Origin of the sequence: Vibrio kagoshimensis, from assembly GCF_050337535.1 — a bacterium.
Lineage (GTDB): Bacteria > Pseudomonadota > Gammaproteobacteria > Enterobacterales > Vibrionaceae > Vibrio > Vibrio gallaecicus.
Map to the genome: position 1 here is coordinate 46382 of NZ_JAKJSZ010000007.1, position 14265 is coordinate 60646.

A 14265-nucleotide genomic window follows, 5' to 3' on the forward strand; every position below is an offset into this window, starting at 1 on the left:
ATATCCTATTTCTTACCCGCTCGAATAAAGCCAGTAAACTCTCGTTCTTCAAAATAACGTAACATCATACTATAGATGCTACTTCCGTAGGGCTGTGATAATGCTTTATTCGCCAAATCTTGTAGCTCTTGATGCGTAGATTGGCGAATCAAATACTTAGTTCTTGCAACATTAGAGGTGTTCATACTTAGGGTGTCATACCCTAACCCAACTAATAACAAGGCTCCCATCGGGTCCCCTGCAAGCTCACCACATATACAGACAGGTAATGAATGTTGTTTACAAGTATCGTGTATTTGTTTCAAAGCCATAATCACTGCAGGGTGCATAGATTCATAGACACTCGCTACACGTGAATTGTTCCGGTCTACGGCTAATAAATATTGAGTTAAATCGTTGGTGCCGACTGATACAAAATCCACTTTATTAGCAATAAGAGGCAGTAAATACACGATTGAAGGCACTTCCAGCATAATCCCTATACGTGGCATTCTCACTCGGCTATCCAACAAACTCACTTCATCATAAGCTTGTTCAATAAGTTTGATGGCATCATCAAGTTCCTGTGCACCAGAGATCATCGGAAGTAAAATACTTAAATTCTGACTGTCACAGCTTGCTCTAAGCATTGCGCGTAATTGAATGATAAAAATATCGGGATGATCGAGTGTAAAACGAATCCCACGCCAGCCTAAGAATGGGTTATCTTCCTCAATTGGAAAATACGGCAAGGCTTTATCTCCACCAATATCAAGCGTTCTCATAACCACTTGTTTATTCGGATAGCTCTCCAAGACTGAACGATACTGCTTCACTTGCTCATCTTCTGAAGGGAAGCGCTGCTGTAAAAGAAAAGAGATTTCAGTTCGATACAAGCCAACGCCATCAACACCTTGATTAAGTGCAATGTTGGTATCAGCACTCAGCCCCGCATTCAACAAAATATCAACATGCCTGCCGTCTTGTGTCAGTGCCGGTTTAAACAGCTCTTGATTGACCATTGAAGAGAGCTCACTCTCCTCTAACACTAACTCACCATATTCACTCAGTAAGTTACTATCAGGTTCAATGAACACTTCACCGCTGTAACCGTCAACAATGGCTTGCTTACCATTTATTTGTTCGAGGTTCAGGCTCAGCCCCATGACTGCTGGTACGCCTAAAGCACGAGACAAAATAGCAGCATGAGAGTTTGCAGCCCCTTCAAGAGAAACCACTGCTAATAACTTCCCTTTAGGGATAGAAGCTAAAACAGAAGCGGTTAACTCTCGAACGACTAAAATTATTGGCTTTTCTAAAGAACGCTGTTCATATTCAGTATTATGGAGAAAGTAGAGTAACCTTTGTCCTAATTCGCGAATATCTTGAGCACGTTCTCTTAAGTACACATCCGACATTCTGGCGAAGCGGTTTGAATAACTTTCAACGACTTGTCTTAGTGCCCAATCCGCCCTATCACCTTTTTGAATCTGAGATTTCAGATCTTTACGAAGCATTGGATCGTTCAGTAAGTGAGTAAATAAATCAAAGATCGCCAAAGCATCTTTATTAATATCACTATCTAAACGCTTTCTCATACGCCTAAAGTCACTCAGCGCATTTTCAATAGCCACTACCAACTGCTCATGCTCTTTTTCAATATTAAGCGTAGAGGCCGGATAGACGTCAGTCAGTTCAGGTTGAGTGTTGTCCCACCAAAGATCGCCAATTGCTACACCCGAAGAAGCTGCGATACCTTTGCTTGATAAACGCTGTTGTTGCTCTAAACGCCATAAACCTTGCGTTTGTGCATGGGCAACAATCACAGCCAGCTGGGCAGAAAGAGTGACAAGGAAAGATTCTTCCATTTCACTGAATAAACGGGGTGACTTTTGTTGAATAACCAGTACGCCAAGCACTTGCTTGCGATAGATAATTGGAGTGCCTAAAAAAGAGTGATAAACATCTTCACCTAGTTCAGGGAAAAACTTATAAGCAGGATGATTTGAGACTTCTGCAAGGTTAATAGGTTCGGCACTGCGTTTAACAAGACCAACTAAACCTTCCGAAAATTTAATATGAATACTGTCAGTTTTAAAATTCAGACCTTGAGTTGCCATCAACTCAAGGCGCTGCATTTCATCGTTAGCAAGGTACACGGTACAGCATTCAGTCTGCATCGCGCTGCATGTCTCTTTTACTAAAATATCAAGAGCAGTATAAACATCTTCAACCCTTGAAACTTGTTCAACTATGTCCCTTAGTTGACTGAGCATGCTTACCCTCTACGTTGTTTACGTTTTCCTTTTGTCTTTCGCTCTTTAAACGGCATTGCTAAAGATGCGAATTCTTTCATTGCTCGACGATACACATCTCGCTTAAAAGAAACGACTTGTCTTACTGGGTACCAATAGCTTACCCAGCGCCAACCATCAAATTCAGGTGTACTTCCACGCTGCATATTAATACGAGATTCATCGCAATCTAGTCGTAGAAGAAACCACTTCTGTTTTTGTCCAATACAGACAGGTTTTGAATCCCATCGAACTAAGCGTTTGGGTAGCTTATAGCGTAACCAATGACGACTAGTCGCAACGATTTTCACATCCTTTTTTGTTAGACCAACTTCTTCATATAACTCTCGGAACATTGCCTGCTCTGGAGTTTCACCTTCATCAATCCCCCCTTGGGGAAACTGCCAAGAATGTTGCCCGTATCGTTTAGCCCAGAAGACCTGACCATGGTTGTTACAGATTACAATACCAACGTTTAATCGGTAACCATCGCCATCTATCACTGGCCAACCTCTATCTAAATTTTTAATTACATTGATTTTTCCACATATCCCCAAGCGGAGCAAACTTAGTGATGTGATTAAACCGATATTTATGATTTTATTCTTAATTCTGGATAACTTTTGTTCAAATTTAAGTTACCCACATAAGAGTGAGACATAGACCACATTTATTCACCTTTTCTGTGAATAACTATGTGAAGAATTAACAATAATCGGCTATCAATAATCTTCATGTAGATTGAAAAGTTATTGAGCACTTTAACTTTAAAAATATAACAATTAAAAATCAACAAGTTAAAATAAAAGTAAAAACTAAAATAAAAATAAAACCGGAAGGATCTTTACAGAAAAACAATCGGTCAAAGATCAACCAATGTGACCTTTATCCACACAGCACACTAAAAGCTTCATTTTACTCTTGATATAGCAAGTATTTATTCATCTTAAAACGCCTGTTTATTTATACAGATCGCAATTATTTTTATTTTTACGTAACTAATCTGTGGATAACCTTAATTTTGATCAAAGGATGCACTGCAAGATCGTTTATTAACCGGTAATCATTTCCAATAACTTCTGATAAAATTCATTTTTTATATTGCCTCTTTATTATGAAACCAGAACCTAAAACCCAAGAAGAATTACTAGAAAGAGCCAATGCTATTGCTGGATTGTCATTTCAAGAGTTAGCCAACGAAGCCAAGATGGATGTACCACCAGATCTTAAACGAGATAAAGGTTGGGTTGGGCAGTTACTTGAATGGCATTTAGGAGCGCTCGCCGGCAGTAAACCTCAACAAGATTTTGTTAACTTAGGGATCGAATTAAAAAGCATTCCTATCAGTTATAGCGGAAAGCCACTAGAGACAACTTTTGTCTGTGTTGCTCCACTGATCGGTGTACAAGGTTTAACTTGGGAAACCAGCCATGTGCGAAATAAGTTATCTAAAGTGCTGTGGATACCAGTTGAAGGAGAAAGAGAAATTCCTTTAGCGGATAGAAGAGTTGGATCGCCTTTGCTTTGGACACCAAGCTCTGAAGAAGAGGACGTGTTAAGAAGAGACTGGGAAGAGCTAATGGAAATTATAGTGCTCGGCAACATACAGCAAATCACCGCCCGGTACGGAGAGGCTCTGCACTTACGTCCAAAAGCAGCCAATAGCCGAGTTCTCACAGAAGCTTATGGCGTAAATGGAAAACCAATAAAAACTAAGCCAAGAGGCTTCTATTTAAGAACGCAATTTACTCATCAAATTTTAACGACACATTACCTATAATTATTTAGCCTTTAATCTATATTTCTGAAGGCTTTTTAATTAATGCGTAGTTAATGACAGCTCTATATCACAATAGGGCTGGCTTGGTGTAGAGCCGAACTCATCGTACGCATTGTGTAATCGTAAATACGCTTTCTCTATACCCAATCGCACTAGCTCTTCTTTTACTTGATCCAAAGATCCGAAATGTAACGGCTCCCCGCCTTTTTTTACTGGTTCAAGTTTATGCTTATATTCAACTGCCAATAAGTATTCAGTAACATCCGAACACCCAATCACATACACTTTAGGTGGTTGATAAGACTCCTTGTGATGCCCGTGTAACCACATGTCTAATTGATGTTTTTGCATAATTCACCTCCACTGCTCTATTCAAGCTTAGTTGAAGTCATTTACTTTGCTAAAAAATACATTTGAAACGTAAAAAGAGAAGTGAGTAACCACTTCTCTTTTCAATTTGATATTCATTCAAGATCACTCTAATAATCCCGACACCATAATAAATATCTCACAATACAGTTTAGGGGCTGAAGGTATCTCAACCCCATATATTACGTTGGTATTCGTGCACTTAAAACTCGGCGTAGATGACGAACTCGACGCTCAATAGTTACAGCTTCAGGTTCAGAAAACGCAATAGGTCGACCATCACTTTCCAAGCCAATATCTCTTAGTAAATGTTTGTTTTCCCATGGTAAATCAAATGAACTACGGCGAACTTTTCGTTGCCATTCTCTTTCTTCTCGGCGTAGATCTGCACGAACAAGAACAGTCGCAAGTTTTAAATAAATTGAGTGACGCATAATAATTCTCCAGTAATAGGATTAACTGAGAAAATAGCGTTCTAGATGAGATAAGGGGTAGGTTCCCATTTAGCTGCTATTTCCGCAGCCAAATAAGGGTACGGATCTGTTAGTTAGATTTATCTTGGGTGGCTAGATCGGTAGTCATAAATGTACCAGCCATGTAAGCAGGCATATCTTTGCTACAATCCGACGATGCGTAAATGTGATGAATAAAATTAAAATGTTTCATTTACGCCTCCAAGCTAACTAAAAAATCCAAATATATGATGATGTATAAAGCAGAGATAACTTTGCTTTCACGGTTAAATTCTATTCAAATGAGTATAAAATTCAACCTATAAATTTATAACATTATGAAAACAAAGTATTCACCTAGTAAGTTGTTGCATATCCGTTTAAATATAACATATTCATAAGAGCTATATAAAAACTAAAGAATATATCGCTGAAACGAAAAAGCCACGCTAGATACGTGGCTCGATTTCTCTACATAGTAATTTCTCTATATAGTGCTTTCAGATATTAAGCTGTGCTTATTCAACAAACGATACATTGTTGCTCTTGATACCCCTAGCTCTTTTGCCGCTAATGACACTTGCCCACAATGTGATTCTAAGACAAGAATTAAAGCATCCTTTTCAGAGCGTTCACGGATACTTTTAAGACTCCGCTTTCCATCATTATGCTTTGGTAGCTCTAATGCTGCTTCATCAATCATTACCGAGTCCGACATAAGTACTGCACGTTTTAGTTGATTCATGAGTTCACGAATATTACCAGGCCAATGGTAACGAGTGAGTGCTTTCATCGCATCTTCAGAAAAGCTACGAGCTTGCGCATTAAACTCTTTTGAATACTCTTGTAAGTAATAACCGGACAGAATAGAAATATCCCCAGCACGCTCTTTGAGGCTAGGTACATTAATTCTTAGCACATTGATGTAATGATACAGCTCTTCGTTAAACTCACCGTCAATCAGTGCTTTTTCTATATCCGAAGAGTTCGCGGCAAGAATACGGACATCGACAGCTTTTGAACCTGTCGGAGTATCAACTTTCCCTTCCTGTAAAAATCTCAATAGATTCATTTGCTGAGATTTTGGCATAGCAAGAGCATCATTTAATAAAACCGTTCCACCATTTGCCTGTTCTAATATTGAGGTTTTAGGGTTATGACTATGAGATACCCCGAATAAATCCGACTCAATCCTTTCCTCGGATAAGGCTCGGCAATTAACAACAAGAAAAGGGTTATGTGCTCGTGAAGAAGTATTGTGAATCGCCCTAGCAACGGTTTCTTTCCCCGATCCACTTTCACCATAAATTAAGATACTGACATCGGTAGGGCCGATGCGTTTGACTTGATCTCTTAATCGCTTAACGGCTACAGATTCACCAAGTAGCCCCATATCATGGCTATTACCATAATTAGGCCATACCTTTTTTTCTAGCTTAAGCATGCCAAGCTGATGGCCAATAGTATTTAATAATTGGGCATCTGGGATCGGAGCTGTGAAAAAGTCGATACAGAAATTAACGATAAACTGGCAAATAGTATCCGAACCTAATTGCGACTCTCGGATAAAAGCCAGCCAGCGAACTTGTTTATGCGTACTAACTAGGTTCGCTATCCCATTTAAACTGAATTCATCGTGGCTTAAATCAACGATACCAATACATGGACCTGTACTGGTAATTAAGGCATCCGCTTTACGTAAATCAGCACATTGTGTGCATTGCCAGCCAACCTGTTCTAGAACAGATAGCCAAGGTTCATACGCACCACCCACGACGATAAGAGAACCTGGTAAGGAATCCATCTTGAATTGAGTTCCCATCCTATTTCCTTACTTTATTTATGATTAAATTCATCAACAAAAACTAAAATAAGTCTTAGTCGCATTAAAAATACAAACGTTACAGTAATGAGACTATCCAAGATAACCAGTCTCAATAGTAAGACTATGTCATATTCAGTGATGTTTCGAATAAATAGTGCGGGCTATATACGATTTTTCTATAAAAACAAAAAAACCACCCGAAGGTGGTTTTAGATATTTATAACTTATTGATTTATCAATTAAGCTTGTGGGCGCATTGCTGGGAACAAGATTACGTCACGGATAGTATGCGTATTTGTAAATAGCATTGCTAGGCGGTCGATACCGATGCCTTGGCCCGCTGTTGGCGGTAAGCCGTGCTCTAGTGCAGTAATATAATCTGCATCGTAGTACATCGCTTCATCATCACCCGCGTCTTTTGCGTTAACTTGTGCTTTGAAACGCTCGTCTTGGTCTTGTGCATCGTTAAGCTCAGAGAAACCGTTCGCCACTTCACGGCCACCGATGAAGAACTCAAAGCGGTCTGTGAAGAATGGGTTGCTGTCGCTACGACGAGCTAGTGGAGAGATGTCCGCTGGGTAACCTGTAATGAACGTTGGTTGAATTAACTGAGGCTCAGCTGTTTCACCAAAGATCTCTTCAAGAAGCTGACCACAAGTCCAGAATTTCTCAACGTAAAGACCCACTTCTTCTGCAATTTTAACCATCAATTCTCTGTTCTGAAGATCGTCTTCAGTAAGAGCTTGAATGTTTGCATTTTCAGGTGTGTAGTGTTTGATTGCATCGAACATGCTCATGCGAGCGTAAGTGCCACCGAACTCAACCGTTTCGTCACCGTAAGGCATAGAAGTCGAACCAAGAACGTCCATAGCTGCTGTGCTTAGCATCTCTTCCGTTAGATCCATTAGATCTTTGTAATCAGAGTACGCTTGGTAGAATTCCATCATTGTGAATTCTGGGTTGTGACGTGGAGAAAGACCTTCGTTACGGAAGTTACGGTTAATCTCGAATACACGGTCAAAGCCACCAACCACTAGACGCTTAAGGTAAAGTTCAGGTGCAACACGTAGATACATGTCGATGTCTAATGCGTTGTGATGAGTGATGAATGGACGTGCAGTCGCACCACCCGGGATCACGTGCATCATTGGCGTTTCAACTTCTAGGTAGCCTTTTGAGCTCATGAAGTTACGGATTGAAGACACAAGCTTAGAACGCACAATAAATGTCTTACGAGAGTCTTCGTTCACGATTAAGTCAACGTAACGCTGGCGGTAACGCATTTCTTGGTCAGTTAGACCGTGGAACTTTTCTGGTAGAGGACGAAGTGCTTTAGTTAGCAATTCAAACTCTTCCATGTTCACGTAAAGATCGCCTTTACCTGATTTGTGAAGCGCACCTTTAACACCGATGATGTCACCGATATCTAGGCCTTGGTACTTCTCTTTCAGTACTTTTTGTACATCTTTCGCTGCGTATGCTTGGATACGACCAGAAGTTTCTTGAATCGCAAGGAATGGACCACGCTTCGCCATAACACGACCAGCGATCGCAACGATGTGGTTAAGCTCTTCTAGCTCTTCCTTAGTCTTCTCACCGAATTCCGCTTGAAGATCGCCCGCTAGGTGCTCACGACGAAAGTCATTTGGGTGACCGTTAGCTTTGCAGTTTTGGCGGATGTGATCCAGCTTGCTGCGGCGCTCAGCGATTAGTTTGTTCTCTTCAGGTGAAGAAGCTTCTTGTGCGTTTTCATTTTGAACAGCATCAGTCATTAGAGATGTACCCTGCTTTTATAATTTGGACAGCTATATTTTTACAAATATAGGCATTTTTACAAATATAGTTGGTAAAGCTTACAAACCTGATTTCAGGCTAGCTTCAATAAACTTGTCTAAGTCACCATCAAGAACCGCTTGAGTATTACGGTTTTCAATGCCGGTGCGTAAATCTTTGATACGTGAATCATCCAGTACGTAAGAGCGGATCTGACTGCCCCAACCTATGTCTGATTTCGTTTCTTCGCTCGCTTGTTTTTCAGCATTTTGTTTTTGAATCTCAAGTTCAAAAAGCTTAGCACGTAGCTGCTTCATCGCCTGATCTTTGTTCTTATGCTGCGAACGGTCATTCTGACATTGAACGACAGTGTTAGTCGGAACGTGAGTAATACGTACCGCTGATTCTGTCGTGTTTACGTGTTGACCACCAGCACCAGAGGCACGGTAAACGTCAATGCGTAAGTCAGAAGGATTAATATCAATCGTAATATTGTCATCAATCTCTGGGTAGATAAACGCAGATGCAAATGAAGTATGGCGACGACCACTTGAATCAAAAGGTGATTTACGAACCAAACGGTGAACACCAGTTTCAGTACGCAACCAACCGTAAGCATACTCACCAGAGATACGTACAGTCGCGCCTTTCAGACCTGCCACATCACCATCCGACATTTCGATAACTTCTGTCTTGAAGCCTTTCGAATCAGCCCAACGCAAGTACATGCGGAGCATCATTGAAGTCCAGTCTTGAGCTTCTGTACCGCCCGAGCCTGACTGTAAGTCGATATAGCAATCTGATGCATCGTGATCACCAGCAAACATACGACGGAATTCCAGCTTTTCTAGCTTAGCTTCTAGCTCTGCTAATTCTGGTTCGATTTCGTCAAACGTTTCTTGATCTTCTTCTTCAACCGCTAGCTCAAGTAGCCCTTCAACATCCTCAACACCTTGGTCAAGATGGTCGATAGTTTCAACTACTGCCTCTAGTGATGAACGTTCTTTACCCAGTGCTTGTGCACGCTCAGGTTCGTTCCATACATCCGGTTGTTCTAGTTCTGCGTTTACTTCTTCTAGACGCTCTTTCTTAGCGTCATAGTCAAAGATACCCCCTCAGGATATTTGTGCGCTCAGACACATCCTGCAGACGGTTTTTTATAGGATTGATTTCAAACATTTTAGCTCATCATTTATGAGTAGAATTTAACCGAAGAATTGTACTCAAAAGTGTGACGGAGATACAGAATTTTTTAGGTTGGATAAAGAAGAGATCGCAGACTTGTACGTAGAATGTAAACCCGACGCTAAAATCATCGAGTTTGATTTACTTTTGAAACACGATTGAATGACACCATTCACCTTATTCAGTCATTAGATCTGACTGAATAAGGTGAATATTAGCGATACGGAATACGTACTCGCTTTTGCTTCTAGCGATGTTGCGTCTAATTAATCTAGTTATTTCGCATCTAAATGGTCAACCATTAGTTGAAGGGACTGATTCCCGCGAAATTCATTTATATCAAGCTTATATGCTAGATGGACAGTTTTAACAGATGCATCAGGCCAACGCCTTAGATCAACGTTAAAAGCGATACCATCAATCATGACATTGGTTGGGTGACCTTTATATAAAGGTTCCAGCATTAACTTTAAGTGTTTCTCACCCACAAGCTTTTGGTGAAGTACCTTAAATTCACCATCAAAGATAGGCTCAGGAAAAGCTTGTCCCCACGGACCACCAGCACGTAAAGTTTCTGCGGTATGCATGGAAAACTCTTCAGGTAACAACTCACCATCAGATAAAATAATACCTTTAAGCGCCGTTTCTCCGAGTTCTTTTTTAACACCTTCATTGAAGAGCTTACTAAAGCGATCGAAGTCTTTTTCCATAATGGTCAAACCTGCTGCCATAGCATGCCCACCAAACTTCAAAATTAAACCAGGGTTTTGAGTATCGATTCGGTCTAATGCATCGCGCATATGCAAACCAGGAATTGATCGGCATGACCCTTTAATGCTGCCCTCCCCGCCATCTGCGAAAGCAATAACAGGTCGGTGGTATTTATCTTTAATTCGAGAAGCAAGTATCCCAATCACGCCTTGGTGCCAATCTCTTTGAAATAAGGCTAAACCGGAAGGTAAATCGTCTTTACCAAACTCAAGACGTTCACAAAAAGCCATCGCTTCTTGTTTCATGCCTTCTTCAATCTCTTTACGAGTTTGGTTCAAGCCATCTAGCTCGCTGGCCATTCGACGCGCGGCATGAATGTTGTTACTCATCAGAAGCTCAACACCAAACGACATATCATCCAATCGGCCAGCTGCATTGATACGAGGACCAAGAGCAAAACCAAAATCAGACGCCACTAATCGCTTAGCATCTCGCTTAGCGATTTCGATTAATGCTTGAATTCCAGGGCGCGCTTTACCTGCTCGAATACGCTGTAAACCTTGATGAACTAAAATTCGATTGTTCTCATCAAGAGGCACCACATCAGCAACGGTACCTAGCGCTACAAGATCAATCAGCTCCATTAGTTTAGGCTCTGTCATACCGTGTTGAGCAAACCAGCCTAACTTACGCATATGAACACACAAAGCCATCATCAAATAGAAAGCGACACCAACGCCCGCTAGTGCTTTTGAAGGAAATGCACAGCTGTCTAGATTGGGGTTAACCATTGCATCGGCAATTGGTAGTTCGTAACCAGGCAAGTGATGGTCTGTTACCAAAACATCTAACCCTTTCTCTTTCGCGAAACGAACACCTTCAATCGAAGAAACACCATTATCGACTGTCATGATCACTTCAGCGCCAAGTTCAATGGCTTGTTCAACAACCTCAGGGCTCAAGCCATAACCATCCTCAAAACGGTTTGGAACAAGGTAGTCAACGTTGGAACTTCCCAACATACGCAGGGCAAGCACAGACAATGCAGAACTTGTCGCGCCATCGGCATCAAAATCACCCACAATGATGATACGTTTTTGCTGCTGAATAGCATTGAATAGCAACTCAACAGCAGTATCGATGCCGCCCAACTTTTGATAAGAATGAAGACCTTTGGCCGCCGTTTCTAACTGACTGGCATTATTGATACCACGGCTTACATAAATACGCTTGAGAAGTTCAGGTAATTCAGCAGGCAATGCACTGGTATCAACATCGGGTCTACGTTGGATCTCTATCATAGTTCCTTAGGCCTAACACTTGGTTAAGCCTCCTTAAATCAAGTTGGGTAAATAATGCTAAGTCGCTTATTGTTGCTCTAGTCGAGCCAGAAGTTGAGCTGGTGGTAAGTAACCACTTACAAGCTCACCGCTTGGTAAAAATATTGCAGGTGTACCGCTAATACCAAGATCACGACCTAATGCGTATTGCTGTTTAATATCTTGTTTTGATTTTTCAATATTCGCAACATTAGCTGCAAATTTACGGTTTACCTTTGCATCATGCATAGCGGTTTGTGGATCTTGTGCCGCCCAAATACCTGCCATTTGGTCAGCAACTTGACCCGTCGCACCTTGACGAGGGTAAGCCATGTAGCGAACAGTAATGCCTAACTCGTTATAACCGTTCATTTGGCTATGTAAACGAACACAGTAACCACAGGTAATATCAGTAAAAACCGTTACGACATATTTTTCATTTTCAGCTTTGTATTCAATTGTTTTATCTGCAAGGGCTGCAATTTTACCTGCATTCAAAGGAGCCTGACGTTCAGCCAATACATCGCTGAACTTTCCATTTTCATCAAGCGAATACAAAGTGCCTGCTAGAAAATGGTCACCTTTAGGTGATGAAAAAATGATGCCGTTATTGGTTTGAACTTCCAGCAAACCATCAATATCTGATGGAATGATTTTCAGAACTTTAATACCAATCTTCTCAAAACGAGTTGTCAGCGATTTTGTAATTGCTTCTGATACATCAGAGGGCTGCGCAGACGCTTGAGATTCAGTAACCTGTGTCTCATCTACTTTTTTCGTTTCTTCTGACGCATTACATGCTGTGATAAAAAAGGGTAAAGCCAATAAAGGAAGACGGCGTAATACGCTCATTTAGTTCACCTTAAAATAAAATTGAATTAAGCACGAGGGTGATGCTGAGCATGAATTTGCTTCAGCCTTTCAGTTGCCACGTGAGTATAAATTTGGGTCGTAGATAAGTCACTATGCCCTAATAGCATTTGTACGACTCTTAGATCCGCCCCATAGTTCAGTAAATGCGTAGCAAAAGCATGACGAAGTACATGAGGCGATAATAATTCCGTGTCAATTCCCGCCAGTACCGCATAATGCTTAATACGATACCAGAATGTTTGTCTGGTCATTTGACGAGCTCGTTTACTCGGAAAAACAACATCTGAGCTATTATCACCTAACAATTGTGGGCGACCTTGCTCAATGAATGTTTCTATCCAATCAACAGCATTCTCGCCCAACGGCACTAAACGCTCCTTACCGCCTTTACCGGTTACGCGAACAACACCCTGGCGTAAACTGATATTTTCCATGGTCAAACTCACCAGTTCAGTCACACGTAAGCCTGTCGCATAAAGTAATTCAAGCATCGCTTTATCACGAAGTTCGATCGGGTCATTAGGGTCTGGAGCTTCAAGCAAAGCATCAACCTGTTCTTCACTTAAATCTTTAGGTAAACGCTTTGGCAACTTGGGACTAATGAGCAAAGCGCTGGGATCATCTGCTCGTACTTTTTCACGGTGCAAATATTGAAATAAGCGGCGAATAGCAGAAAGCATACGAGCACGAGACGTTTGTTTAAAATCTTGATCTGCTAGCCAGCTTTGGTAATCCTGCAAACCAGAAAGGCTGATGAAATCGAGGCGATAGTTATTCTTTTCCATCCAAACTAATAATTTAGACAAATCCGTGCGATAAGACACTAATGTGTTTTCAGAAAGCCCTCGCTCCATCCACATCGCGTCTAAAAACTGCTCTACGATTCCATGATCTAAACTCTGCCCTTGAGATGGCGACTGCATAGCGTTTGCTCATAATATTTAAAACACATTTGAGAGTAAGCTAGTGCACTATTGATTGCTATAAAAATTACGAGTTGGGCGGATAATCGCTGCAATCAAAAGCAATTTGTGGGTAGAATCCCCCATCCCAAACTAAAACCGAATATTTGCTATGAAAATTGGATTATTTTACGGCTCAACCACTTGCTATACAGAGATGGCTGCAGAAAAAATCAGAGCCATCATTGGTGAAGACCTTGTCGACATCCATAACGTGAAAGAAAGCCCACTTTCGTTAATGGCAGATTACGACCTGTTATTACTCGGAATCTCTACGTGGGATTTTGGTGAAATTCAGGAAGATTGGAACGAGGCCTGGGAAGATATTGCAACCACACCTGTAAAAGGCAAAGCGATTGCCTTGTTTGGTTTAGGTGATCAAGAAGGCTATGGTGAATGGTTCCTAGACGCAATGGGTCTGCTTCATGATGAGTTAAAAATTGCTGGTGCAGAAATGATTGGCTACTGGCCAAACGACGACAGCTACGAGTTCGAAGCGTCTAAAGCTCTCACAGAAGATAAATCTCAATTTGTAGGTCTCGCGCTAGATGAAGACTCACAGTATGAATTAAGCGACGAGCGCATTGAAAAGTGGTGTGAACAAGTATTGGTTGAGCTGCACGATAAGCTGTAGTTTTAAATCTCTATTGAGACAGCACATAGATATTAAAAAGGGTAGATGCGTTGGCACCTACCCTTTTTCTATTCGTGTATCCGATATTTAAAGTAATTCACTCTAAACA

The 14265-nt window shown here is 41.1% G+C and carries 13 protein-coding genes; 2 read left to right on the top strand and 11 right to left on the bottom strand.

Features of this window, described 5'->3' with window-relative positions:
• Positions 1-5: 5 nt before the first annotated feature.
• Positions 6-2255: a phosphoenolpyruvate--protein phosphotransferase gene (ptsP, locus tag L4C37_RS07785; RefSeq protein WP_429768284.1), complete on the bottom strand. Its 2250-nt coding sequence runs from the start codon at positions 2253-2255 to the stop codon at positions 6-8.
• Between the two features lie 2 nt (positions 2256-2257).
• Entirely contained in the window at positions 2258-2776 is a 519-nt protein-coding gene (gene rppH, locus L4C37_RS07790; RefSeq protein ID WP_137374547.1) for an RNA pyrophosphohydrolase, read from the bottom strand.
• 611 nt (positions 2777-3387) lie between these two features.
• Between rppH and mutH the strand changes: the two genes are divergently transcribed.
• On the top strand, positions 3388-4053 hold the full coding sequence (mutH, locus tag L4C37_RS07795; RefSeq protein WP_273297294.1) for a DNA mismatch repair endonuclease MutH: 666 nt from the start codon (positions 3388-3390) through the stop codon (positions 4051-4053).
• A 39-nt stretch (positions 4054-4092) separates the two neighbouring features.
• On the opposite strand, the gene L4C37_RS07800 is transcribed toward mutH, so the two are convergent.
• From L4C37_RS07800 to xerD, 9 genes are all read right to left on the bottom strand, one after another.
• Complete coding sequence (locus tag L4C37_RS07800; RefSeq protein WP_273297293.1) at positions 4093-4404, bottom strand: DUF6482 family protein; 312 nt, start codon at positions 4402-4404, stop codon at positions 4093-4095.
• A 200-nt stretch (positions 4405-4604) separates the two neighbouring features.
• A complete protein-coding gene (locus L4C37_RS07805; RefSeq protein ID WP_137374544.1) occupies positions 4605-4856 on the bottom strand; it encodes a DUF1127 domain-containing protein in 252 nt (83 codons plus the stop codon).
• 109 nt (positions 4857-4965) lie between these two features.
• A complete protein-coding gene (locus tag L4C37_RS07810) occupies positions 4966-5088 on the bottom strand; it encodes a hypothetical protein (protein ID WP_257217142.1) in 123 nt (40 codons plus the stop codon).
• Between the two features lie 273 nt (positions 5089-5361).
• A complete protein-coding gene (vpsR, locus tag L4C37_RS07815; RefSeq protein WP_137374543.1) occupies positions 5362-6696 on the bottom strand; it encodes a cyclic-di-GMP-binding transcriptional regulator VpsR in 1335 nt (444 codons plus the stop codon).
• A gap of 242 nt (positions 6697-6938) precedes the next feature.
• On the bottom strand, positions 6939-8471 hold the full coding sequence (lysS, locus tag L4C37_RS07820) for a lysine--tRNA ligase (protein ID WP_137374542.1): 1533 nt from the start codon (positions 8469-8471) through the stop codon (positions 6939-6941).
• Between the two features lie 81 nt (positions 8472-8552).
• A protein-coding gene (gene prfB, locus L4C37_RS07825) for a peptide chain release factor 2 (protein WP_137374541.1) occupies positions 8553-9651 on the bottom strand; the annotation gives its coding sequence in 2 pieces (ribosomal slippage) (positions 8553-9575 and positions 9577-9651; 1098 coding nt in all).
• Between the two features lie 281 nt (positions 9652-9932).
• Entirely contained in the window at positions 9933-11669 is a 1737-nt protein-coding gene (gene recJ, locus L4C37_RS07830) for a single-stranded-DNA-specific exonuclease RecJ (RefSeq protein WP_429768285.1), read from the bottom strand.
• A gap of 66 nt (positions 11670-11735) precedes the next feature.
• Positions 11736-12539: a thioredoxin fold domain-containing protein gene (locus tag L4C37_RS07835; protein ID WP_429768286.1), complete on the bottom strand. Its 804-nt coding sequence runs from the start codon at positions 12537-12539 to the stop codon at positions 11736-11738.
• A gap of 26 nt (positions 12540-12565) precedes the next feature.
• Positions 12566-13483 (bottom strand): site-specific tyrosine recombinase XerD, encoded by a 918-nt coding sequence (gene xerD, locus L4C37_RS07840; RefSeq protein WP_273294707.1) that lies wholly within the window; start codon positions 13481-13483, stop codon positions 12566-12568.
• 151 nt (positions 13484-13634) lie between these two features.
• Between xerD and fldB the strand changes: the two genes are divergently transcribed.
• Positions 13635-14156 (top strand): flavodoxin FldB, encoded by a 522-nt coding sequence (gene fldB, locus L4C37_RS07845; RefSeq protein ID WP_137374537.1) that lies wholly within the window; start codon positions 13635-13637, stop codon positions 14154-14156.
• The last annotated feature ends 109 nt before the right edge of the window (positions 14157-14265 follow it).